The organism is Massilia sp. YIM B02769 (assembly GCF_030411995.1).
Lineage (GTDB): Bacteria > Pseudomonadota > Gammaproteobacteria > Burkholderiales > Burkholderiaceae_D > Telluria.
Genome location: NZ_JASNRC010000001.1, coordinates 208274 through 231833, shown reverse-complemented (window position 1 = coordinate 231833; position 23560 = coordinate 208274). Strand labels below are relative to the sequence as shown.

22 protein-coding genes and 1 tRNA gene are annotated in these 23560 nt (G+C 65.4%); 8 read left to right on the top strand and 15 right to left on the bottom strand.

What is annotated here, in order from left to right; genetic code table 11:
- The first annotated feature begins 1 nt into the window (after position 1).
- Complete coding sequence (gene rsmI, locus QPK31_RS01060) at positions 2–907, top strand: 16S rRNA (cytidine(1402)-2'-O)-methyltransferase (RefSeq protein WP_290421088.1); 906 nt, start codon at positions 2–4, stop codon at positions 905–907.
- Between the two features lie 29 nt (positions 908–936).
- Positions 937–1431 (top strand): hypothetical protein, encoded by a 495-nt coding sequence (locus tag QPK31_RS01055; RefSeq protein ID WP_290421087.1) that lies wholly within the window; start codon positions 937–939, stop codon positions 1429–1431.
- A 3-nt stretch (positions 1432–1434) separates the two neighbouring features.
- Here QPK31_RS01055 and QPK31_RS01050 read toward each other — a convergent pair whose 3' ends face one another.
- Positions 1435–2055, bottom strand: a complete 621-nt coding sequence (locus QPK31_RS01050; RefSeq protein ID WP_290421086.1) for a hypothetical protein — start codon at positions 2053–2055, stop codon at positions 1435–1437.
- A 97-nt stretch (positions 2056–2152) separates the two neighbouring features.
- On the opposite strand from QPK31_RS01050, the gene QPK31_RS01045 reads away from it, so the two are divergent.
- Positions 2153–2229 (top strand) — tRNA-Pro (locus QPK31_RS01045).
- Positions 2230–2393: 164 nt separating this feature from the next.
- Here QPK31_RS01045 and QPK31_RS01040 read toward each other — a convergent pair.
- From QPK31_RS01040 to QPK31_RS00985, 12 genes are all read right to left on the bottom strand, one after another.
- Complete coding sequence (locus tag QPK31_RS01040; protein WP_290421085.1) at positions 2394–3314, bottom strand: hydroxymethylglutaryl-CoA lyase; 921 nt, start codon at positions 3312–3314, stop codon at positions 2394–2396.
- Between the two features lie 4 nt (positions 3315–3318).
- Positions 3319–4260 (bottom strand): glyoxylate/hydroxypyruvate reductase A, encoded by a 942-nt coding sequence (locus QPK31_RS01035; protein WP_290421084.1) that lies wholly within the window; start codon positions 4258–4260, stop codon positions 3319–3321.
- Between the two features lies 1 nt (position 4261).
- Positions 4262–6304 carry an acetyl/propionyl/methylcrotonyl-CoA carboxylase subunit alpha gene (locus QPK31_RS01030; protein WP_290421083.1) on the bottom strand — a complete coding sequence of 681 codons (2043 nt, stop codon included), beginning with the start codon at positions 6302–6304 and terminating at the stop codon, positions 4262–4264.
- A gap of 52 nt (positions 6305–6356) precedes the next feature.
- Positions 6357–7394, bottom strand: a complete 1038-nt coding sequence (gene bioB / locus QPK31_RS01025; RefSeq protein ID WP_290421082.1) for a biotin synthase BioB — start codon at positions 7392–7394, stop codon at positions 6357–6359.
- Between the two features lie 9 nt (positions 7395–7403).
- Positions 7404–8189, bottom strand: a complete 786-nt coding sequence (gene bioD, locus QPK31_RS01020; protein ID WP_290421389.1) for a dethiobiotin synthase — start codon at positions 8187–8189, stop codon at positions 7404–7406.
- 53 nt (positions 8190–8242) lie between these two features.
- A complete protein-coding gene (gene bioF / locus QPK31_RS01015; RefSeq protein ID WP_290421081.1) occupies positions 8243–9424 on the bottom strand; it encodes an 8-amino-7-oxononanoate synthase in 1182 nt (393 codons plus the stop codon).
- A gap of 2 nt (positions 9425–9426) precedes the next feature.
- Positions 9427–10767 (bottom strand): adenosylmethionine--8-amino-7-oxononanoate transaminase, encoded by a 1341-nt coding sequence (gene bioA, locus QPK31_RS01010; protein ID WP_290421080.1) that lies wholly within the window; start codon positions 10765–10767, stop codon positions 9427–9429.
- A 16-nt stretch (positions 10768–10783) separates the two neighbouring features.
- Positions 10784–11569 carry an enoyl-CoA hydratase/isomerase family protein gene (locus tag QPK31_RS01005; RefSeq protein WP_290421079.1) on the bottom strand — a complete coding sequence of 262 codons (786 nt, stop codon included), beginning with the start codon at positions 11567–11569 and terminating at the stop codon, positions 10784–10786.
- A 12-nt stretch (positions 11570–11581) separates the two neighbouring features.
- Entirely contained in the window at positions 11582–13189 is a 1608-nt protein-coding gene (locus QPK31_RS01000; RefSeq protein ID WP_290421078.1) for a carboxyl transferase domain-containing protein, read from the bottom strand.
- A 15-nt stretch (positions 13190–13204) separates the two neighbouring features.
- Positions 13205–13663, bottom strand: a complete 459-nt coding sequence (locus tag QPK31_RS00995) for a YchJ family protein (protein ID WP_290421077.1) — start codon at positions 13661–13663, stop codon at positions 13205–13207.
- 90 nt (positions 13664–13753) lie between these two features.
- A complete protein-coding gene (locus QPK31_RS00990) occupies positions 13754–14488 on the bottom strand; it encodes a hypothetical protein (RefSeq protein ID WP_290421076.1) in 735 nt (244 codons plus the stop codon).
- Positions 14489–14520: 32 nt separating this feature from the next.
- The gene (locus tag QPK31_RS00985; RefSeq protein WP_290421075.1) at positions 14521–15084 is read right to left on the bottom strand and encodes a YdeI family protein; all 564 of its coding nucleotides are present in this window, start codon (positions 15082–15084) and stop codon (positions 14521–14523) included.
- A 196-nt stretch (positions 15085–15280) separates the two neighbouring features.
- Between QPK31_RS00985 and QPK31_RS00980 the strand changes: the two genes are divergently transcribed.
- The gene (locus tag QPK31_RS00980; protein WP_290421074.1) at positions 15281–16417 is read left to right on the top strand and encodes an aspartyl/asparaginyl beta-hydroxylase domain-containing protein; all 1137 of its coding nucleotides are present in this window, start codon (positions 15281–15283) and stop codon (positions 16415–16417) included.
- A gap of 4 nt (positions 16418–16421) precedes the next feature.
- Here the strand turns inward: QPK31_RS00980 and QPK31_RS00975 are convergent, their stop codons facing one another.
- Both QPK31_RS00975 and QPK31_RS00970 read right to left on the bottom strand, forming a co-directional pair.
- A complete protein-coding gene (locus QPK31_RS00975; RefSeq protein ID WP_290421073.1) occupies positions 16422–17672 on the bottom strand; it encodes a D-amino acid dehydrogenase in 1251 nt (416 codons plus the stop codon).
- A 128-nt stretch (positions 17673–17800) separates the two neighbouring features.
- Positions 17801–19099 carry a serine hydrolase gene (locus tag QPK31_RS00970; RefSeq protein WP_290421072.1) on the bottom strand — a complete coding sequence of 433 codons (1299 nt, stop codon included), beginning with the start codon at positions 19097–19099 and terminating at the stop codon, positions 17801–17803.
- A gap of 153 nt (positions 19100–19252) precedes the next feature.
- Between QPK31_RS00970 and QPK31_RS00965 the strand changes: the two genes are divergently transcribed.
- The 4 genes from QPK31_RS00965 to QPK31_RS00950 all read left to right on the top strand — a co-directional run bounded on the left by QPK31_RS00965 (position 19253) and on the right by QPK31_RS00950 (position 23536).
- Complete coding sequence (locus QPK31_RS00965; protein ID WP_290421071.1) at positions 19253–19996, top strand: GntR family transcriptional regulator; 744 nt, start codon at positions 19253–19255, stop codon at positions 19994–19996.
- Positions 19997–20103: 107 nt separating this feature from the next.
- On the top strand, positions 20104–20985 hold the full coding sequence (locus QPK31_RS00960; RefSeq protein WP_290421070.1) for an N-acetylmuramic acid 6-phosphate etherase: 882 nt from the start codon (positions 20104–20106) through the stop codon (positions 20983–20985).
- A 49-nt stretch (positions 20986–21034) separates the two neighbouring features.
- Positions 21035–22300, top strand: coding sequence for an MFS transporter (locus tag QPK31_RS00955; RefSeq protein WP_290421069.1), 1266 nt, complete (start codon positions 21035–21037; stop codon positions 22298–22300).
- 93 nt (positions 22301–22393) lie between these two features.
- The gene (locus tag QPK31_RS00950) at positions 22394–23536 is read left to right on the top strand and encodes an acyltransferase family protein (RefSeq protein ID WP_290421068.1); all 1143 of its coding nucleotides are present in this window, start codon (positions 22394–22396) and stop codon (positions 23534–23536) included.
- Positions 23537–23560 lie beyond the last annotated feature (24 nt).

Below are 23560 nucleotides of genomic sequence, written 5' to 3'. Positions count from 1 at the left end.
CATGACCGACAACCAGTCCATCGACATTGCCAAACTGCCAGTAATGGCCGAGGCTGCTCAGCAGTCCTATCCTACCGCAACGCTGTACGTCGTGGCCACCCCGATCGGTAATGCAACCGACATCACCCTGCGTGCATTGCACCTGCTGGCGCTGGCAGACGTGGTCGCCTGTGAGGATACGCGCAAAACCGGCGCCCTGCTCACCCGTTACGGTTTGAACAAGCAGATGGTCGCCGCGCACCAGCACAACGAGCGCGAAGCGGCCGATAAATTGATCGCAAGATTGCAGGCTGGCGAGCGCGTGGCGCTGGTGTCGGATGCCGGCACCCCGGCCGTGTCCGATCCGGGCGCGCGCATTGTCGACGCCGTGCGCGCAGCCGGAATGCGCGTGCTGCCGCTGCCGGGGGCGTCGGCCTCGGTGACGGCGTTGTCGGCCAGCGGGCTGGTGAATGACCGGTTCAATTTCGTCGGCTTCCTGCCGGCCAAGGCCAAGCAACGCGAGGCGGCCTTGCAGGAACTGGTGCGCGAGCCGGCCACGCTGGTTATTTACGAGGCCCCGCACCGGATCGTCGATTGCGTGGAAGGCTTGATGGCCGTGTTCGAGCCGACGCGCCAGGTGGTGTTTGCGCGCGAGCTGACCAAGTTGTTCGAGGAAGTGCACCGCTGCCCGCTGGGCGAGGCGCTGGCCTGGGTGAAAGCCGACCAGCACCGCGAGCGCGGCGAATTCGTGGTGCTGGTGGAAGGCGCGACGGTCGAGACCGATGCGGCCGATGCCGAGGCAGAACGCATCCTGAACATTCTGCTGACCGAGTGCTCGGTGAAGCAGGCAGCCAATCTGGCGGCGCAGATTACCGGGCGCAAGAAGAACGCCCTGTATGAGCGGGCGTTGCAGATCAAGGGCGAGTAACGCGACACACGGAGCCTGGGGAGAAAGCGATGAAAGACGACAGCGCAAGGTTATCGGCATCATGCATGCCGGATTTCCAGGCGTGGCAGAAAGTAAATGACTCGGTCACGTTCAGTACGACCGATTACCTTGCCGGTGTTTTTATCACGACTCCTCTTCATCCGGATTTTCTCGTTGCATTGACCGAGCTGTTATGGCCACGATTCGTCGAGGTGAATGGTGCGGTCTTTCATGCGGCGTACTTCGACTCTGCGCGCCATGACACGTTGTTGGAAACGCATCCAGCGCCGCGGGAACGCGAGTATTGGTTGAACCTAGTAATACTCGACCGGTTGTTCGAGGCGCCGAATGGCGATTTTTTTCCGCAGCACGCTGCCGTTATTCTTTCCACTGCGGCCTCGATGTGGCGGTCGCGCCTGCGTGAAGTTTTCCCGGACCGTAGTTTTACTGTGACAGTAATTGAGGACGCTGAAGCGGGTGATTACGGACTGACGTTCACGCAGGTAGAACACTCGCCTGATTAACCCTTACCACTTGCACCCGCTGTCCTTCTTGTCCGCCAGCAGGTACAGCGGCGCCAGCAAGCCGCCCGGCACGCCATCCTTGCAATTGCGCCGCTTGGCGGCGCCGATCAGGCGTGCGGCTTTGGTTTCCGTCTCCAACGGCTTTTCGGGAAATTGACCAATCGCCGTGCCCGCTTTCGCCGGATCGCGCAGGTTGGCCAGCGAGCGGGCGCTGCGCTTGGCGGCGTCGAGGTCGAAATGGGGCGCGTCGGTTGGCGCCGCCGGCGTTTCCGGCTGTTCGACGACGAAAGGATCGGGTGTTGGTGCGCGGTCGGTGTCGGGCTGGACGGCAATCACCGACCGCGGCGTCTTCGGTTTTTTCGCAGGCGCGGGACGTTCGGCTTTCGGTAACGGCGCGGGCGCCGGCGCCGGCGTCTCGACACGCGGTGGCGGTGGCGGCGGTTGGATGCGCACGGCAATCGAACGCGGCGGTTCAAGCAGGTCGGCCGGATGGCTGCCGCCGCGCCAGGCCGTCAGCAGTGCCGTGTGCACCAGGATCGACAACACGACGCCGAAGCCCACCCTTTGCATGCGGCGGCGGTCTTCCATGGTCATGGCGTCGAAGCCTGTCAGTGCCAGATTCACAATCCTCCCTCCTGTTGCGTGAAAAACCCGGTTCGTTCCAACTATTTTCCCACACCAACTTGACCGAAAGGCTGGGGGCGGGTATTATTGATGTCTTCGGAGTGTAGCGCAGCCCGGTAGCGCATCTGGTTTGGGACCAGAGGGTCCAAGGTTCGAATCCTTGTACTCCGACCAGTATTAAGAGAGAAGCCGACAACGAAAGTTGTCGGCTTTTTTCGTTTACGTGGCTGTTTTTGTAGGGTGGACGGCTTCGTTTTCGTGCCGGATGATTTCACTGCTAACGATCAACGCGTGGACGGGAAACCCGTCCACCCTACGCGAGTGACGTTTCGATCAGTTCAGCCCGCCCGCTTCGCCAACAAGGCATTACCGACACGGCTTGCGCCCTTGCGCCCCAGCTGCTGCGAAATGAACTGACCCGCATCCACCACCTCGTCGAGGTCGATCCCGGTTTCGATGCCCAGGCCATTGAGCATGTAGACCACATCCTCGGTCGCCACGTTCCCGGTCGCGCCTTTCGCGTAAGGGCAGCCGCCGAGTCCCGACACCGACGAATGGAAAATCTGCACGCCCACTTCCAGGCTGGCGTAGATATTCGCCAGCGCCTGGCCGTAGGTATCGTGGAAATGCCCGCTCAGCTGCTGCAATGGGAATTCGCGCGCGGCGGCCAGCATCACGTCCTGGGTCTTGCGCGGCGTCGAGACGCCGATGGTGTCGGCGATGTCGATCTCGTCGCAACCCAGGTCGCGCATGCGGCGCACCACGTCGGCCACGGCTTCCAACGGCACCTCGCCCTGGTAAGGACAGCCGAACGCCGTGCTGATGCTGCCGCGCAGGCGGATGCCGTTGGCCTTGGCGGCCTTGGCCACCGGCTCGAAGCGGGCGATCGATTCGGCGATCGAGCAGTTGATGTTCTTTTGCGAGAAGGCTTCCGAGGCCGAGCCGAAGATCACGACTTCATCGGCCCTGGCGGCCAGCGCCGCTTCGAAGCCCTGCATGTTCGGCGTCAGCGCCGAGTAGATCGTGCCCGGCAGGCGCGCGATCCTGGCCATGACTTCGGTGCTGGTGGCCATCTGCGGCACCCATTTCGGCGACACGAACGACGCCGCCTCCACATTCGCGAAACCGGCGCGCGACAAACGGTCGACCAGCTCGATCTTCACGTCGGCGCTGATGGTTTCCTTTTCGTTCTGCAGGCCGTCGCGCGGACCGACTTCGACGATCTTGACCTTCTTCGGCAGGGTGGCTTGGCTGTTCATGGTGTCAGTATCCCAGTTGGCGGTCGACGATGTCCGCGACCGGTTGATCCGCCTCGAAGGCGGCGATTTTATCGATGATCTGGCGCACGGCATCCTCGCGCACGGTCAGCGCGGAGATGTGCGGCGTGATCGTGATGCGCGGCTCTTCCCAGAACGGGTGCGGCGCCGGCAGCGGTTCGTTGCGGAACACGTCGAGCGTGGCGCCGGCGATGTGGCCGGAGCGGATCAGGGTGAGCAGGTCCGGCTCGGCCAACTGGGCGCCGCGTGCGACGTTGATCAGGTAGGCGCCTTTCGGCAGTGTGGCCAGGCGCCGGCGGTCCAGCAAATTATTCGTTTCCGCCGTGAGCGGCAGCAGCGACACCAGCACGCGCGTGCCGCTTAAAAATTCATCGAGCGATGCCATGCCGGCGTAGCAGTCCACCCCGGGCAAGTCCTTGTCCGTGCGGCTCCAGCCGCGCACCGGAAAGCCGAAGCCGCGGATGGTCTCCACCACGCGCAGGCCCAGTTTGCCGAGGCCCATCACGCCGACCGTGAAGTCTTGCTTCGCATGCGGCGGCAGCGGCGCCCACAGTCCGTGGCGCGCCTGCTCCTCGTATTCGTCGAAGCGGCGGAAGTAGCGCAGCGTCGCATACGCCACGTATTCCGCCATCTGCACCGCCATGCCGGCGTCGCCCAGACGTACCAGCGGGACGTTCGGCAGCGCCGCGCCGAATTTCAGCACCGCATCGGCGCCGGCGCCCATCAGGAAGATGGCTTTGACGCGTGACAGCTGCGGCAGCAGGCTTGGCGCCGGATTCCACAGCACGGCATAGTCGCAGGCGGGCAGCGTTTCGCCCTCCCGCCAACTGACGGTCTCGACGCCCGGCAGCAGGCGTGCGAAATCCTCGGCCCAGGGCCCGGTCTGTCCATCACCGCGGTACAGCAGGATGCGTACTGCGGACACCATATCAAGCCGCCTTGAAAGCCAGCAGCGGCGCGCCGTCCGCCACCTGGTCGCCGACCGCGTACAGCACTTCTTCCACCAGGCCGTCGGAAGGCGCGGCGATGGTGTGCTCCATCTTCATCGCTTCCATGATGACCAGCGGCTCGCCCTTTTTCACTTCCTGGCCGGCGTCGACCATCACGGCCACCACCTTGCCCGGCATCGGCGCGGTCAGACGCCCGCCCGCTGCTTCCGCCTCGCCGGCGTGGGCCATCGGGTCCTGGTAAGACAGCGTGTGGTGCTCGCCATTCGTGAACACGTGGAACAGCTCGCCGTCGCGGCGCACATTGCCGTGCATCGACTGTTCGCCGAGACGGATCGAATAGGCCGCGCCTTCATGCGCCAGCAGCGTCAACGCCTGCTTGTTGCCTTCGATGTCGAGTTCCCAGCCTTGCGGGTGATACACCAGGCCGACGTTGTAGGCGCCGCCTTCCTGGCCGGCCGCATGCTCGTCGGTGAAGGACAGGAAGCGGCGGTAGTCGCCATTCAGGCGCCAGCCCTGCGCCTGGCCCCATGGGTCGGCCTGGACCCGCGAGGCGCCGCGCGACCCGTTCTTTTCTGCTTCGGTCAGCGCCACTGCCGCCAGCGCCAGCGCGCCGGCTGGCGCTGCTTTCGACGCCGGGAACAGCGAGGACTGGTTACGCTCGATCAGGCCCGTGTCCAGGTCGGCCGTTGAGAAGGCTTCGCCCTCGACCAGGCGCTTCAGGAAGGCGATGTTGGTCGCCAGCCCGACGATCTGGAACTCGGACAGGGCTTGCGACAGGCGCGCCAGTGCTTGCGTGCGGTCCACGCCCCAGACGATCAGCTTGGCGATCATCGGATCGTAGAACGGGGAAATGGCATCGCCCTCGCGCACGCCGGAATCGATGCGCACCGCAGCCGGTTCCACGCCCGCCGTGCCGCCCAGCTCGAAGCCGACGGCGTTCGGCGTATCCATGTGGCGCAGCGTGCCGATCGACGGCAGGAAGCCCTTCTCCGGATTCTCGGCATAGATGCGCGCTTCGATGGCGTGGCCGTGGATGGCCAGTTCGTGTTGCTGTTTCGGCAGCGGCTGGCCGGATGCCACGCGCAGCTGCCATTCCACCAGGTCGGTCCCGGTGATCATTTCCGTCACAGGGTGTTCCACCTGCAGGCGGGTGTTCATCTCCATGAAGTAGAACGAACCGTCCTGGTTGGCGATGAATTCGACGGTGCCCGCGCCGACGTAGCCGACCGCGCGCGCGGCAGCCACCGCCGCGTCGCCCATGGCTGCGCGGCGCTCAAGCGTCATGCCCGGCGCCGGCGCTTCTTCCAGCACCTTCTGGTGGCGGCGCTGCACCGAGCAGTCGCGCTCGTGCAGGTAGACGCAGTTGCCGAGTTTATCGGCAAACACCTGGATTTCGATGTGACGCGGACGCGTCAGGTATTTCTCGACCAGCACCTTTTCGTCGCCGAAGGAGCTGATCGCTTCGCGCTTGCAGGAACCGAGCGCCGCGACGAAGTCCTCGCTGCGCTCGACCACACGCATGCCCTTGCCGCCGCCGCCGGCGCTGGCTTTCAGCAGCACCGGATAGCCGATGCGGTCGGCCTGCTCGCGCAGGAACTCGGGGTCCTGGTTGTCGCCGTGATAGCCCGGCACCAGCGGCACGTTCGCGCCTTCCATCAGCTGCTTCGCGGCCGACTTGGAACCCATGGCGCGCATCGAGGAACCCGGCGGGCCAATGAAGACCAGGCCCGCTTTTTCGCAGGCCTCGGCGAACGCCGCGTTCTCCGACAGGAAGCCGTAGCCCGGGTGGATGGCCTGGGCGCCGGTGGCCAGCGCGACCTCGATGATTTTCTCGCCGCGCAGGTAGCTTTCCTTGGCCGGCGCCGGCCCGATCAACACCGCCTCATCGCAGACCGCCACGTGCTTGGCCCCGGCGTCCGCTTCGGAATACACGGCGACGGTGCGGATGCCCATGCGGCGCGCGGTGGCGGCGACACGGCAGGCGATTTCGCCACGGTTGGCGATGAGGATCTTGGTGAACATGCGTTTGTCTCGCTTTATCGTTTCTTATGTTGATCGGGTTGTGACGTGGCGCTTAGCAGCCGCAGGCTTCCTTCGGCGCCGATTCCAGCGTGGCCGAGCGCGTTTTGAGGCCCAGCTTGGCCAGCAGCGCGCGGTCGTCTTCCGCTTCCGGGTTGCCGGTGGTGAGCAGCTTGTCGCCGTAGAAGATGGAGTTGGCGCCGGCCATGAAGCACATCGCCTGCACCGCTTCACCCAATTGACGGCGGCCAGCCGACAGGCGCACGCGCGCTTCCGGCATGATGATGCGGGCCACCGCGATGGTGCGCACGAACTCCAGCGGGTCGAGCGGGTCGAGGCCGTGCAGCGGCGTGCCTTCCACCTGCACCAGGTGGTTCACCGGCACCGATTCCGGGTACGGGTTCAGGTTGGCCAGCTGGGCCAGCAGGCCGGCGCGCTGCTCGCGCGTCTCGCCCATGCCGACGATGCCGCCGCAGCAGACCTTCAGGCCGGCGTTGCGCACGCGGCCCAGCGTGTCGAGGCGGTCCTGGTATTCGCGGGTCGAGATGACGTTGTTGTAGAAGTCAGGCGCGGTGTCGATGTTGTGGTTGTAGAAGTCGAGGCCGGCGTTCTTCAGCTGTTCGGCCTGGCCTTCTTCCAGCATGCCGAGGGTGGCGCAGGTTTCCATGCCCAGCGCTTTTACCTCGCGCACCATCTCTTCCACTTTATCCATGTCGCGCTCCTTCGGGCTGCGCCAGGCGGCGCCCATGCAGAAGCGGGTGGCGCCGTTGGCTTTCGCCTGGCGCGCGGCGTCGAGCACGGTGTCGATGTCGAGGATCTTCTTGGCTTCGACGCCGGTGTCGTAGCGCGCGGCCTGCGGGCAGTAGCCGCAGTCTTCCTCGCAGCCGCCGGTCTTGATCGACAGCAGGGTCGCCAGTTCGACGTCGCCGTCCGGGAAGTGGGTGCGGTGCGCCTGCTGGGCGCGGAACATCAAATCGTTGAACGGCAGTTCGAACAGGGCCATGACGTCGGCCAGCGGCCAGGTCGCATCAGGGCGCTCCTTGATGGCGGCGGTTGGACGGTGGAGGGCGACGGTGTTGGTTGGTGCGTTCATGGTGTTTCCTTATTTTGGAGCAGTGACCCGCGAGGACGGCCAGCCCGGCAGTCCCGCGAGATCGATGAATGGGGCCGCATGCGCGGCAGTGGCTTGTTCCAGGCGCGGCACGACGCCCAGCAGGGGCGCGGGGATGCGCGCCGCCAAAGCCTCGACATTTTCGTCGAAGAAGCGCATGTCCGGGTCCGCCGTGTTGGCGACCCAGCCGGCCAGCACCAGCCCGCGCGCGACGATGGCTTCCACCGTCAGCAGGGCGTGGCTGATGCAGCCCAGGCGCATGCCGACCACCAGGACCACCGGCAGATTCAGCTGGGCGGCCAGGTCGGCGCTGTCGAAACTGTCGTTGAAGGGCACGCGGAAGCCGCCCACGCCTTCGACCACCACCGAATCGGAAGCGGCCAGGATCTCGGTGTAGGCGGCCAGGATCGGCACCGCCTCGATGGTCACGCCCTCTAACGCGGCGGCGATGTGCGGCGCCGCCGGTTCGCGCAGCATGAAGGGTGTGGTGATGTTCTGCGGCAGGTGCACGTTGCCGGCGGCGGCCAGCATGTCGGCGTCGTCGTTGTGCAGTTCGCCGTCACGCAGCTCGGCACCGGCGGCGATCGGCTTCATGCCGCAGGCGCGCTGGCCGGATTCGACCAGCTTGTGCAGGATCGCGGCGGAGACGAGGGTCTTGCCGATCTCGGTATCGGTGCCGGTAACGAAGCAGGCGAAGCGCGAAGGAATGCCTTCGCTGGCCAGTGCTTCGAGCGGTGCCGGCGCCGGTTCGTCCAGTGGCTTGGGTTGCGCCAGCACCGGTGCGATGGCGGTTTCGACCGCCGGTTCCTGGGGTTCGTTCAGGTTGCGGCTCACATGGCCTCCAGTTGGTTGAGGGCGGCGGCCAGTTGCGCCACCTGCTCGCGGGTATGCGCGGCCGATAGCGTGATGCGCAGGCGCGCCGTGTTCGCCGGTACGGTAGGCGGGCGGATCGCCGGCACCCACAGGCCTTGTGCGTGCAGGCCGGCCGCCACGCGCAAGGCTTCGTCATTCGCGCCGATCACGATCGGCTGGATCGGCGTGTGCGAGACCGGGCGCTGCCAGCGGGTCAGCGCCAGCTCGTCGTCCAGCTGTGCGATCAGCGCCGCCAGGTGGGCACGCAGGCTTGCGCCCTCCTCGCCTTCGATGATGTCGAGGCTGGTGAGCAGCGCATGCGCAATCGCCGGCGGCGAGGCCGTGGTGTAGATGTAGGGCCGCGCGCGCTGGACCATCAGTTCGATCACGCTGGCATGCGCAGCGATGAAGGCGCCGGAGACACCGGCCGCCTTGCCCAGCGTGCCGACGTAGACCAGGTTAGGCGAACGCAGCGCACAGTGTTCGAGTGCGCCGCGTCCTTTGCTGCCTAACACGCCGAAGCCGTGCGCATCGTCGACCACCAGCCAGGCGCCGTGGCGCTCGCACAAGGCCAGCAGTTCGGGCAGCGGCGCCAGGTCGCCATCCATGCTGAAGACGCTGTCGGTGACGACGATTTTCGTAGCGGCGCTGGAGGCTTCCAGCTGGGCCGCCAGCGCTGCGACATCCCCATGCGGATAGACGCTGACACCGGCACGCGCCAGGCGCGCACCGTCGATCAGCGAGGCATGGTTCAGCGCTTCCGAGAAGATCATGGCGTCGGCATCCGCGCCAAGCGCCGTCAGCACGGCGAGATTGGCCATGTAGCCGGTGCTGAAATACAGGGCACGCGCATCGACCAGGTTCGGCGCGACAAAAGCGGCCAGGCGGTCTTCGAGCAGCGCATGCGCGCGGCTGTGGCCACTGATCAAATGCGAGGCGCCGCTGCCGGCGCCGTACAGGCTCGCGCCTTCGCGCAAGGCTTCCACCACGCGCGGATGCGCGGCCAGGCCCAGGTAATCGTTGCTGCAGAAGGCGAGCATGGCGCGGCCGTCGACCGTCTGCTGCGGCGCGCAGGGGGATTGCGCGATGCGGCGGCGGCGCGTCAGGCTCTGCGCTTCCAGCGCCGCCAGCTTGCCCTGGACGTTTGCTAACAAATCCATGCTCAGGCCCCGATCGTCGCGTCGAACACGCGCTGCGTGCGGATGGCGAGGAGCTCGATGTCGTCGTCAGTCAACACATACGGCGGCATCATGTAGACGGTGCGGCCGATCGGGCGCAGCAGCAGTTCGTTCTCCGTCGCCGCCGTGAAGAAGCGGCGCGAGAAGGTCGAGGCGCGGGCCGCATCCGGCTCGATGGCGTCGAACGCGAAGATCATGCCGCGCTGGCGGAAGTGGCGCACACGTTCGTGCTCGGCCAGCGGCGCCAGCGCCACCGTCAGCTTGGTCGCCAGTTCGCGGTTGCGGTTCAACACGTCGTCTTCCTGGAAGATCTGCAGCGTCGCCAGCGCCGCGCGGCAGGCCAGCGGGTTGCCGGTGTAGGAGTGCGAGTGCAGGAAGCCGCGCGTGATGTCTTCGCTGTAGAAGGCTTGATAGATGGCGTCGGTGCACAGCACCAGCGACAGCGGCAGGTAGCCGCCGCTGATGCCTTTCGACAGGCACAGGAAGTCCGGCCAGATCGCCGCTTGTTCGCAGGCGAAGAAGGTGCCGGTGCGGCCGCAGCCAACCGCGATCTCGTCGGCGATCAGGTGCACGTGGTGACGGTCGCACAGCTCGCGCAGCAGTTCCAGGTAGAGCGGGTCGTACATCGCCATGCCGGTGGCGCACTGCACCAGCGGTTCGACGATGATGGCGGCGATCTTGTCGCCACGTTCTTCAAAGAGTTGTTCGACGTCCTTCAGTGCACGGCGCGCCACGTCCTGCGACGATTCGCCTTCGACCGCATTGCGCGCATCGGGCGAAGCCACCACGTGCGAAGCGCGCAGCAGCGGGCCGTAGGCGTCCTTGAACAGCGGGACGTCGGTGACGGACAGCGCGCCGATGGTCTCGCCGTGGTAGCTGCCCTGCAGGCAGACGAATTCCTGCTTGGCCGGATAGCCGGCGTTGCGCCAGGTATGAAAACTCATCTTCATCGCGATCTCGACCGCCGACGCGCCATCGGAGGCGTAGAAGGCGTGGCCGAGTGCGTGGCCGGTGAGGGCTGCCAGTTGTTCCGACAGTTCGATCACCGGCTCATGGGTAAAGCCGGCCAGCATCGCGTGCTCGAGCTTGTCGAGCTGGTCTTTCAGTGCCGCATTGATGCGCGGGTTCGCGTGCCCGAACAAATTCACCCACCAGGAGCTGATGCCGTCCAGGTAGCGTTTGCCTTCGTGATCATAGAGCCACGGACCCTTGCCGTGGCTGACCGCGATCAGCGGCACTTCCTCGTGGTGCTGCATTTGCGTGCAGGGGTGCCACACGCTGCGCAGGCTGCGTGCGATCCAGTCGGACGATGTTTGATGCTTCAAAATGAATCCAATATTTCTAGTTCAGCCATGACGGCTTGCGCTTCTCCAGGAAGGAAGAAACGCCTTCGCGTCCCTCGTCCGAAGCGCGGATGGCCGCGATGCGCTGGGCGGTGTCGAGCACCATCGCCTCGTCTGCCGGCTTGCCGACGACTTCGCGCACCAGTTTTTTCGCTTCCACCACGGCGTGCGGGCTGTTCGAGACCAGCGACTTGACGATGCCGGCCACGGTCGTGTCCAGCGCCTCCGCCGGCACGACTTCGTGGGCAAAGCCCATGCGTGCGGCCGCGGCGGCGTCGAAACGCTCGGCGGTGATGAAGTAACGGCGTGCGGCCTGCTCGCCCATCGCCTTGATGACGTAGGGCGAAATCGTCGCCGGGATCAGGCCCAGCTTCACTTCGGACAGGCAGAAGTTTACTCCTTCGGCGGCGACGACGATGTCGCAGGCCGCAACCAGGCCCATGCCGCCGGCGTAGCAGTCGCCCTGGACCTTGGCCACGGTCGGCTTCGGGCACAGGTAAATCGTGCGCAGCATGTCGGCCAGGCGCGCCGCGTCGGCCTGGTTCTCGTCATGCGAGTAGCCGGCCATCTTCTTCATCCAGTTCAGGTCGGCGCCGGCGCAGAAGGCCGGGCCGTTTGCGGCCAGGACGATGGCGCGCACCAGTTCGTTGCGGCCGAGTTCATCGAAAGCGAGCGCCAGTTCGGCAATCGCCTGCTCGTTGAAGGCGTTGCGCAGTTCGGGGCGGTTCAGGGTGACGGTGGCGACCTTGTCGGCAATCGCGATGCTCAGGGTTTGGTAGTCCATGTTCTTGTTCCTTTACATGCGGAAGACGCCGAACTTCGTCTCTTCGATCGGCGCGTTCAGTGCCGCCGACAAACCTAAACCCAATACCATGCGCGTATCGGCCGGATCGATCACGCCGTCGTCCCACAGGCGCGCCGACGCGTAATACGGGTGGCCCTGGTGCTCGTACTGGTCCTTGATCGGCTGTTTGAACGTCGCTTCCTCTTCCGCCGACCACTGGCCGCCCTTGCCCTCGATGCCGTCGCGCTTGACGGTCGCCAGCACGGAGGCCGCCTGGTCGCCGCCCATCACGGAAATGCGCGCGTTCGGCCACATCCACAGGAAGCGCGGCGAGAAGGCGCGGCCGCACATGCCGTAGTTACCGGCGCCGAAGGAACCGCCGATGATGACCGTGAACTTCGGCACCGAGGCGGTGGCCACTGCGGTCACCATCTTGGCGCCGTTGCGCGCGATGCCTTCGTTTTCGTACTTGCGGCCGACCATGAAGCCGGTGATATTTTGCAGGAACACCAGCGGGATCTTGCGCTGGCAGCACAGCTCGATGAAGTGGGTGCCCTTCAGCGCCGACTCCGAGAACAGGATGCCGTTGTTGGCGATGATCCCGACTTTTACCCCGTAGATATGGGCAAAACCGCAGACCAGGGTGGTGCCGTAGCGCGCCTTGAACTCGTCGAACTCGCTGCCGTCGACCACGCGCGCAATCACTTCGCGCACGTCGAAGGGCTTGCGGGTGTCCACGGGGATCACGCCGTACAGTTCCTGCGGCGCGTATTTCGGTTCGATGGTTTCGCGCGTCGCGCCCTGTACCGGTTTCACCCGGTTCAGGTTCGAAACGATGGTGCGCGCCAGCGACAGCGCATGCAAATCGTTCTGGGCCAGGTGATCGACCACGCCCGACAAACGGGTGTGGACGTCGCCGCCGCCCAGGTCTTCGGCGCTGACCACCTCGCCGGTGGCGGCTTTCACCAGCGGCGGGCCGCCCAGGAAGATGGTGCCCTGTTCCTTGACGATGATGGATTCGTCGCTCATCGCCGGCACGTAGGCGCCGCCGGCGGTGCAGGAGCCCATCACGACCGCGATCTGCGGAATGCCTTTGGCGGACAGGTTCGCCTGGTTGTAGAAGATGCGGCCGAAGTGGTCGCGGTCGGGGAAGACGTCGTCCTGGTTCGGCAGGTTGGCGCCGCCCGAGTCGACCAGGTAGATACACGGCAGCTGATTCTGCTCGGCGATCTCCTGGGCGCGCAGGTGTTTTTTGACCGTCATCGGGTAATAGGTGCCGCCCTTGACGGTGGCATCGTTACAGACGATCACGCATTCCTGCCCGGCGACGCGGCCGATGCCAGTGATGATGCCGGCGCTGGGGGCCGCACCCTCGTACATCTCGTAGGCGGCCAGCTGGGAAAACTCGAGGAAGGGCGTGCCCGGATCGAGCAGCATCTGCACGCGGTCGCGCGGCAGCAGCTTGCCGCGCGCGACGTGCTTGGCGCGCGCCGCTTCGCCGCCGCCTTCGGCAATCGCCGCCACCTTGGCGCGCAGGTCGTCGACGATGGTTTGCATGGCGGCGGCATTCGCCTTGAAGTCGTCACCGCGCGGGTTGAGTTTGCTCTCGATATGGGGCATTGCGGTCTCTCTTAATTATTCGGGGAATGTGCCGTCCAGGTAGAACCAGCGCGGCGTGCCGCCGATGGCCGGATCGGGCTCGCGCAGGAAGCGGCTGGTTTCATGCAGCCGGTGCGCGCGGCCGCCCACCTTGAAGCGGGCGACGAATTCGACCGTGTCACGATCTGGACTGCTATCTGGATGATCCGGCAATTCTGCTTTACGTTGACGTAAACGTAAAGCAGATTTTATCTCCAGGCCGAGCCAGCGCAGGTTCTCGTCCTGGTCGAGGATGGCGTCCTGCGGCCGGGTGCTCGGGTGCCAGGTGGCGCGCAGGTAACCCTCGTTGCGCTGGGTGTAGGCCGTGTAGCGCGAGCGCATCAGGGCTTCGGCGGTGGGCGGCAAGCTGTCGCCGGCAATGTAGGGGCCGCAGCAGGCGGCCAGCGAGGGACCGCCGCAGGGGCAGGTTCCGGGAAGGGCGTTCTTGGTAGGCATGCGCGGATTATCCGCGATTTTGGCGCAGCGTTGCCTTGCTGCGCCGAACCCGCGCCCGCTTCATGCCGGGCGCGGAGCACAGCGGTGTCACTAGGGCGCAGGCTTGGCGCATGCCTGGAAAAGGTTGTTGGCCTGGCATAGCAGGTCGTTGATACTGGATCGTTTCACGGAAGTGCGGAACAAGGCCTGCAGGGTCTTCATCATCTGGCCTTCCTTCGTGCGCGGTCCGGAGCGGCAATGCATACCGCTCAATAGCGTGTCACATAACAAGTCACTGATTATCCCTGGATTGTCGACAGGCCAGATATCGCTTGCCGGGATCAGGTAAACACGTGTGGCGCCCATGTCATACACATGCTCGACGCCGCTGTATCCGTGTGGCCAATGTTTTTGGTTCCTGGTCAGGGGCGTCGGCTCGCCTTGCCGGTAATCGCGCAATAGCTTGAACACCTTGTCATACTCGTGCGGCGGCACCTCGGCATAGTAGCCGGAATGCCAGCGTCCCCCGCGGAGATGGATTTGGGCGACCATTGCCCTGTCTTGTGTCCGGTAGAGAAACCAGGTGGTCTCGCCTCCATAGGGAAAACGGAGCATGGCCGTCGACGTTACTTTGTCGTCCGCGGCGAATGTGGCAAGCGCCTGCGCCAGCTCGCCTGTATGGGCAATCGTGCGGATGAGATCCTCCACATCGCTTGGCTCCTGCACGCTGATCAGGGGACGTGCGTCGAGATCCCAGCCCAGCGGCGGATCGTCGGCTGCTCGTACTGTGCGCGGCGCCAGGGCGAACATCGATGCCAGCGACACGGCGCAGATTGTCATTCTCATGTCGATTCCCCGATCGATGTTGAACCTCCGGTTCAAGCCAGGCGCTTGCCCTCGGCGCAGGCCTGCACCAGCTTCGCCAGGCGCGCCGCCCGTGTTGCCGGCTTCTTCGCCGTGGTAATCCAGTGCAGCACGGTCTTGCGGTAGCCCGGCGGCAGCGCTTCGAAATACGCCCAGGCCGTGGCGTCGCTCCGGAATGCCTGCAATTCGTCTTCGGCCAGCTCGGCCGCCTGCGCCTGCTCGTGCGAATAGATGCCGGACTTTGCCTCCGTGCGCAGCGCAAAGGCGCGTTCGCCTTCGGGCCGCATGCGTCCTGCGGCGCGCAATGCGTCCATCTTGGCGATGTTCACCGTGCTCCAGATCGAGCCGGCCTTGCGCGGCGTGAAGCGGATCGAATAGGCCGCATCGTCGATGCGCTTGCGCCGTCCATCGATCCAGCCGAAGCACAGCGCTTCGTCGACCGACTCCGGCCAGGACATGCTCGGCTGCCCGCTGCCGACCTTGTGGAAGCCGACCAGCAATTCGGTTTCGCCGGCGGCGTGCGCTTCGAGCCAGCGGCGAAACAGTGCGGCATCGGCAAAGAAAACAGGTTCGGTCATGGCGTCCTGAGGAGAGGCAACGCTGCCATTCTAACCGTGTGCCCTTGCCGCAACGGCAAGAAGTGAGAAACAGTGAAAATTTTTTATCTGGTAATTGATGACTGCTGGCAAGTCGTGCTACCGTGTAAATACCGTACATACACGTATGTACGAGATTGCGCGCCACCACGATCCTGTACCCGTCACCCAGATGAGCATGAACGCTTCCGCCGTATCCGCAACGCCCGCCGAACAACTTCATCTGGCCCATGCCAGCCTGCGCTCGGGCCAGCTCGGCGCGGCGGCCAGCACGCTGCGCTCCCTGCTGCGGGTGCAGCCGCACAGCGCCCTGGGCTGGCTGGTGCTGGGCGATACCCTGGACCGGGCCGGCCTGAAGCGCGACGCCATCCGCGCCCGCGCCGCCGCCCTGCGCCATGGCCGCAGCGCCGGCTGGTTCCGCAACATGGAAACCACGCCGGAACCCTGGCGTCCGGTGATCAAGGACCTGATTGCCGACGTCAACCGCCTGCTCTACGACACCGTGGCCGGAGGCTTGCAGCAGGTGATCGCGGCCCACGGCGCCACCGCCATGCGGCGCGTGGCGCACGCCATGAACGTCTACATCGGCCGCGTGCAGGACCGCCCCTATAGCCCGCACCAGGCGCCGAAGTTCCTGTTCTTCCCCGGCCTGGAAGAAGGCCCCTTCCACGATCCGAACCTGCACCCGTGGAGCGCACGCCTGGTCGACGGCTACGACCGCATCCGCGAGGAAGCCCTGGCGGTGCTGCACGACGCCGCCGCGCTCGAATCCTTCCTCACTTTCCAGCCGGGCCAGAGCAAGACGGGCTATCTCGGCGGCGATGGCGCGAAACCGGCCTGGGACGCCTTCTTCTTCTACCGCCACGGCAAGCGCTACGACGCCAACCATGCGCGCGCGCCCTTCACCAGCGCCCTGCTCGAGGAGATCGAGCGCTGCGAGATCGAGGGCCAGGCGCCGGAAATCTGCTTCTCGGTGCTGCAGCCGGGCACGCGCATCATGCCGCACTACGGCGTGACGAATACGCGCCTGGTCTACCACCTGCCGCTGCTGGTGCCGGCCGATTGCGCGCTGCACGTGTTCGGCGGCGGCGAACATGCCTGGCGCGAGCGCGAGCCGGTGCTGTTCGACGACACCTTCCAGCATGAAGCCTGGAACCGCTCGGCCCTGCCGCGCATCGTGCTGCTGATGGATTGCTGGAACCCGCACCTGCGCCCGGAAGAGCGCAGCGCCATGCGCGTGCTGGTGGAATTGATCAGCGCCTACCAGGACTTCGGCGATCCGGATTTCGAGCGCGTGATCGCGGCGATCGGTTAAAAACCTAAGAACGCCGCAGCGCCAGCATCTCCAGCGCGAACGGCGGCGCCTTCCCCTGCATCAGGTCGGTCAGCAGCTGCGCCGTGCCGGCGGCGAAGGTAAACCCGAGCGGCCCATGCCCGACGTTCAACCACAGATTCGACAGCGGCGTGGCGCCGACGATGGGCGCGCTGTTCGGCGTGGCCGGGCGCAAGCCGGCCCAGGCGCTGACCTGGCTGTAGTCGGCCGCGTGCGGCATGGTTTCCCTTACCTGGCGCGTCAGGCTGCCGATGCGTTCTGGATCAAGCGTCAGGTCTTCGCCGACCATGTCGACCATCGCCGCCACGCGCAGCTTGTCGCCGATGCGCGCATACAGCACCTTGCGCTCGAAGTCGGTCACGCTGATCTGCGGGCCGGTGTCGGTGGGGCGGATCGGGGCGCTCAGGCTGTAGCCTTTCAATGGATACAGCGGCAGGTCGATGCCGACGTGTCCGGCCAGCGCGCGGCTCCCGATGCCGGCCGCCAGCACATAGGCATCCGCGCCGAGCGCGCCGATGCTGGTGTCGATGCCGACCACGCGCCCGCCGGTGGCGGCGATGCCCCGCACCTCGGCATGCACGAAACCCTCGAAACGCGGATGTGCGCGTACCCGGTCGGCCAGGGCCAGGCAAAAGGCATGGCAGTCGGCCACGGCTTCGCCGGCGTTGTAGATGCCGCCGGCCAGCTGGCTGCGCGCCGCCGCCAGCGAGGGTTCCCGCGCGGCGCATTCGGCGCCGCTCCAGATCTCGCCGGCGGTGGCCTTGCCGGCGGCCTGCTCGAAGATCTTCGAGGAGCGGTAGACCACCAGCTTGCCGGCTTCGCGCCAGGAAAATTCGTCAGGAGAAATGAGGGAACCGAGCTGCTGCATGCCGGCGCGCGACAGTTCGCCCAGCTCCAGCAGCTTGGCGGTGGTGCGGCGGTTGGCCGAGGCCGTGCACTGGCCGAGGAAGCTGGCCAGCCATGTCCATTGGTGGGAGTCGAACGCGGGCTTGAAGCGCAGCGGACCGTGTTCCTGGAACAGCCATTGAATCGCTTTCAGCGGCACGCCGGCGTCGGCCAGCGGCGAGACGTAGCGGTAGCTCAGCTGGCCGCCATTGCCATAGCTGGCGCCGCTCGCCACTTCCGGCGCGCGCTCGACCAGGGTCACGCCATAGCCGGCCTCGAGCAGCCACCAGGCCGAGGTCAGGCCGACGACGCCGCCGCCGATGACTATTACCTGCTGCATCCTTTGCTGCATCCCGACACACTTTTCTCATGAGCTGACATAAGCGAAGAGCTTAGGGGCAGGCGTGCATGCCGGCCAATGAAAGTGACAAGCCACGCCATAACCGCCAGTCATGCGATGTCATGCGCTGCGCATACGCGTCAAGCAATGGCGTGCCGGAACATGCTTTTGAGAATGTTTTCCTCGAAACCCGCGAGCGCCGAGTACCGTCCGGGCAAGCCGGCCGGGTCGGCCGAGGTGCCGCCCACCAGCACGACCATGCCGTTGCGGCGTTTGGCATCGAAGGCGAACACCGAGCGCAATCCATAGGCATCGCCCAGGTGGCCGACGGCATCGAAACCTGCGGCCAGGCGCTTGCCCGGCGCGTCCGGGTAATGCGCATTGCCCAGGCCGCGGGCGGTGAACTGGCCGTCTGCCGTGTTGAAGGCGCCGTCCTGCTCGGTGGCCGTGAACTGGCGGGAGAACATCTGCGCCAGGGTGTCCGCCTGCAGGATGCGCCGGCCCTCGTGCAGGCCGCCGTTCATCAGCATCAGCATGACCGTGCCCAGGCCGCGCGCCGAGATGCGCAGGCCGCCGGTCGGGCTGAAAGGCGTGGCATTCTCTCCTATGACATACGCGCCGGGCACTGGCGCCGGCAGCTTGGCGCTGTAATCGTCGGCCTGGGCGATCCAGGGGCCGGCGGCGTTCCAGACCTCGGTGTCGACGGTGCGCTTGCGGTACAGGGTGGCGAGCTTCGCCAGCGCCGGCGGCGGCAGTTCGGCCGGATAGTAGCCGGCTTCCAGCCCGAGCGGCTGCAGCAGCAGGCGCGCCATCAGGCGGTCGAAGCGCTCGCCGGTGGCCCGTTCCATCATGGTGCCGATGATGCCCCAGCCGAGATTGCAGTAGGCATAGAATTCGCCGGGGCCGGCCTGGCGCGCGTACATCGCGCCTTCGCCTGCGTTGAAGAAATCGCGCAGCCTGGCGCCGGCCGGGAAGGAATAGCCGGCTTCGTCGCGCAGCGAGGAAGTATGGGTCAGCAGGTGGCGCAGGGTGATGGCGCGTTGCGGGAAATGGGGATTGCGCAGCGTGAAGCCGAGGTAGGCGGACACGTCGGCGTCGAGGTCGAACTTGCCGTCTTCGACCAGGCGCATCAGGCCGAGCGTGGTCATCAGCTTCGAGACCGAGGCGATGCGGTACAGGGTGTCCGATGTTGCCGGCAGGTCCGGTGTGGCGTCTTTGCCGATCCGGCGCCGGCCGAAGGCGCCCTCGTACGCCACCTTGCCGTCGCGGATCGCCAGCACCGACAGGCTGGCCAGCTCGCAGGCCGGATCGCGGGCGATCGCCGCCAGTTCGCGCTCCAGTGCGGCATGCGCGCGCCCGGCGCCGGGTGCTGCTGCCCACACAGGTTCGAGTGCGCCCAACAAGGCCATTCCCAATACCGTCCGCCTGCCGTGGTTCATGTTTTTCCTTTCGAATAGTCGCCCGAGCATAGGCAGCGCCGGGCGCGCTCGCCAATGAAATGCCGTGAATGATTCATTACTTTTCGTTATGCCGAGCGCACGCATCGACAAATTTCGCGGCTGCGAGCGCGGCGCTGGCTTACACTCCAGTGCATGAACCAGCCTTTCACCGATTTCAAGGTCGACCTGAACGACAATTCTCCCCTGTACATGCAGCTGGCGCGCAAGCTGATGCAGGACGTGCGCGAGGGACGCTACCAGGCCGACCAGGCCCTGCCGTCGGAACGCACGCTGTCGGAAACGCTCGACGTCTCGCGCGTCACCGCGCGCAAGGCCATCGACCAATTGGTCGAGCAAGGCCTGGTGGTGCGCCGCCGCGGCTCGGGCAACTATATCGCACCGCGCATCGAGCAGCCGCTGTCGAACCTGTCGAGTTTTTCCGAGCAGTTGCAGCAGCGCGGCTACACGCCGAATTCGCACTGGCTGAAACGCGAAGTGGTGGCCGCCGACGGCGACGAGCAGCTGGCGCTGGGCCTGTCGCCGGGCGCCCGCGTGGCGCGCCTGGAACGCCTGCGCCTGGCCGACGAAGTGGTCATGGCCTATGAAACCAGCGTGATCCCGGCATCGGTGCTGCCGCAGCCGCAGGAGGTGTCGCATTCGCTGTACGCCCACCTCGAGCGCAGCGGCCAGATGCCGGTGCGCGCCTTGCAGCACATCCGCGCCATGAATGCCTCGCCGGAGCTGGCCGGGCAGCTGGGCTTGCCGGAGGGGCAGGCGGTGCTGTTCATCACCCGTGTCGGCTACCTGGAGTCGGGCGTTGCCGTCGAGCTCACCCACTCGTATTGCCGCAGCGATTACTACGATTTCGTGGCCGAACTGCGGCGCGCGCCGGGGTGACGCTCGCATAACTTTTCGGAATAAGGCCGGACCTTCCTTTCATGGGAAGTCTTGCGTAATTGGTATTACACTGGTTTTATCGATCATCCCGCGAAGCGCCTGCAATCATGCTCAAGACCGAAACCCCCGCCCTGGACCACGCCCAGCTCGACCAGTATCCGACCACGGAGCTGGTGAACGCGCTGGTCGATGACCAGCTGAATGCGGTCAACGCGGTCCGCGCCGCCGCGCCGCGCCTGGCGGCCGCCGTCACCGCCGCCGTGCCGCGCATGGAAGCGGGCGGACGCCTGATCTATGTGGGCGCCGGCACCTCGGGCCGCCTGGGCCTGCTCGACAGCGTGGAACTCTACCCCACCTTCTCCTGGCCGCATGACCGGGCCGTGGCCCTGCTGGCCGGCGGCAGCGACGCCATGTTCGTGGCCGTCGAAGGCGCCGAGGACGACATTGTCCAGGGCGCGGCCGACCTGCACGCGGTAGACGTGATGGCGAACGACGTCGTCCTGCTGATCGCCGCCTCCGGCGCCACGCCCTATGTGCTGGGCGCCCTGCGCGCCGCGCGTGCGGCCGGGGCGCTGACGATCGGCTTTGCCAACAACACGGATGCACCGATCGCCCTCGAGGCCGAGATCGGCATCACCCTCGACACCGGCGCCGAAATCATTTCCGGCAGCACCCGCCTGAAAGCCGGTACCTCGCAAAAGATCGCGCTGAACAGTTTTTCCAGTGCATTAATGGTGCGTTTGAACAAGGTTTACGGGAACCTGATGGTAGACTTGAAGGCTACCAACGCCAAGCTGGTACGCCGCGCCATCCGCCTGACCTCGTTCGCCACCGGCGCCGATGAAGAGGCCGCGCGCGCCGTGCTGGAACAGTGCGATTTCCATGTCAAGACCGCCATCGTGGCCTTGTCCAAACAAACTGGTGTCGAGGAAGCACGCGTCGCCCTGGAAGCGGCGCGCGGCAGCGTGCGACAAGCCCTGGCCGGCTAAGCCTTTTTCCGGCCGCAGGGCCGCTCCTCAGCCCGATCACGAAAGAGTTATGCACACTTCGCAAGCGAAAAGTCCGTGGCTGTGGGTACCCTCGCTGTATTTTGCCCAGGCCATTCCCTACGTGGTGGCGATGACTTTGTCGGTCATCATGTACAAGGACATGGGGATTTCGAACACCGACATCGCCTTTTACACCAGCCTGCTCTACCTGCCCTGGGTCGTAAAACCGCTGTGGTCGCCCGTGGTCGACATGTTCGGCACCAAGCGCGGCTGGACGGTGTTCCTGCAACTGGTGATTGCCGCTTCGCTGGTGGCGGTGGGCGCGGTGTTGCACTTGCCCACTTTCTTCAGCGTCAGCCTGGCTGTGATGTGGCTGATGGCTTTCAGTTCCGCCACCCACGACATTTCCGCCGACGGCTTTTATATGCTCGGCCTGCGCCAGAAAGACCAGGCCGCCTTCGTGGGCGTGCGCAGCACTTTCTATCGCCTGGCGACCCTGGCCGGGCAAGGCCCGCTGGTGGTGCTGGCCGGCTACCTGGCGGTGTCCCTCGGTGATGCGCACCAGGCCTGGTCGATCGTGCTGTTCGTGCTGGCGGGCCTGTTCGCCCTGGCCTTTGCCTGGCACCAGCTGGTGCTGCCGCGCCCGAAGGAAGACCACGCCGTGGCGCGCGGCGCCAATCCGCTGGGTGAGTTCTTCGGCACCTTCGGCGCCTTTTTCGGCAAGCGCGACATCTGGCTGATCCTCGGCTTTATTCTGACTTTCCGCCTCGGCGAATCGCAGCTGCTGAAACTCGTGGCGCCCTTCCTGAAAGACCCGATCGAGCAGGGCGGCCTGGGCTTGACCACGGCCGAGTACGGCATCGCCTACGGCACCATCGGCATCATCTTTCTCACGATAGGCGGGCTGGCCGGCGGCTATTTGATCTCGCGCCTGGGCCTGAAACGCTGCCTGTGGCTGATGGTATTCGCGGTGCACTTGCCCGACCTGGTGTTCGTCTACCTGTCGCAGGCCCAGCCGACCAACTTCTACCTGATCTCGGCCTTCCTGGCGGTGGAGCAGTTCGGCTACGGCTTCGGCTTCACGGCCATGATGCTGTACATGATCATGGTGGCCGAAGGCGAGCACAAGACGGCGCACTACGCCATCTGCACCGGCTTCATGGCGCTGGGCATGATGGTGCCGGGCATGTGGAGCGGCGCCCTGCAGGAATACCTGGGCTATAAGCACTTCTTCATCTGGACCTGCCTGGCCACGATCCCGGCCTTCATCATGGCCGCGCTGGTGAAGATCGATCCGGAATTCGGCAAGAAGTAGGGTGGGCCGGGCCGCGCAGGCGGCTTTGCCCCCACGCGTTCAACCCTCGTTCGCTCGTCGAACACATAACAATACATGGAGACCCCGCCGCCAATGCGCGACACCCCCAGCCGCCTCGATTCCCTCGACGCCTTCCGCGGTTTCACCATCGCCGCCATGGTGCTGGTGAACAATCCCGGCGACTGGGGCAATCTGTATTCCCAGCTCGAACACGCGAAGTGGCACGGCTGGACCTTCACCGACACCATCTTCCCCTTCTTCCTGTTCATCGGCGGCGTGTCGATGGCCTTGTCGCTGGGCCGCCTGGCCGCGCTTGGCGCCGACAAGCCGCAACTGCTGCTGAAACTCGCCAGGCGCGCCTGCCTGATCTTCCTGATCGGCTTCCTGCTGAACTGGATTCCGCGCTTCGACTTCGACACTGTGCGCATCCCCGGCGTGTTGCAACGCATCGCCCTGTGCACCCTGCTGGCCGCGCCCATCGTGGTGTATTGCGGCTGGCGCATGCAACTGGCGATCATCGCTTTCCTCCTGACCCTGTACAGCGCGCTGATGCTGTTCTATCCAGTGCCCGGCAGCGGCGCCGGTGTGCTGGAACCGGGCCAGGACTTCGGGGCGTACATCGACCGCATGCTGCTCGACGGCCACATGTGGGTGCAATCGAAAACCTGGGACCCGGAAGGCCTGGTCAGCACCTTGCCCGCCCTGTGCAGCCAGCTGTTCGGCGTACTGGCGGGACGTTTCCTGCTCTCCAACCTGAACCGCACCGAGCAGATCGTGTGGATGCTGCTGGCGGGATTGCTGTGCGTCTGGCTGGGCGTGATCCTGGACGCCATCCTCATGCCGATCAACAAAAGCCTGTGGACACCTTCCTACTGTCTCCTGATGACGGGCTGGGCTTTGATACTATTCTGCGCCTTCTTCTGGTTGCTCGACGCGAACCCCTACCGCGCAGTGCGCGAAGCGGCGGCGCGCTGGGCCCACCCGTTCAAGATCTACGGCATGAATGCGCTGTTCATTTTCGCCCTGTCCGGCCTGCTGGCGAAGATGCTCGGCTTCATCAAGCTGACGGGCGCCGATGGCAGCCAGGTGTCGCTCGGCCGCATGCTGTATGCGCCGCTGCGCGACTTGCCGATCGGGGCGGTGAACAGCTCGCTGCTGCACGCGTTGCTGTTCAATGCCTGCATGTTCGCGGTGGCCTGGGTCATGTGGCGCCGGAAGTGGTTTGTCAAAGTATAACTAGTCAAAGAATAGGGAGCGGTA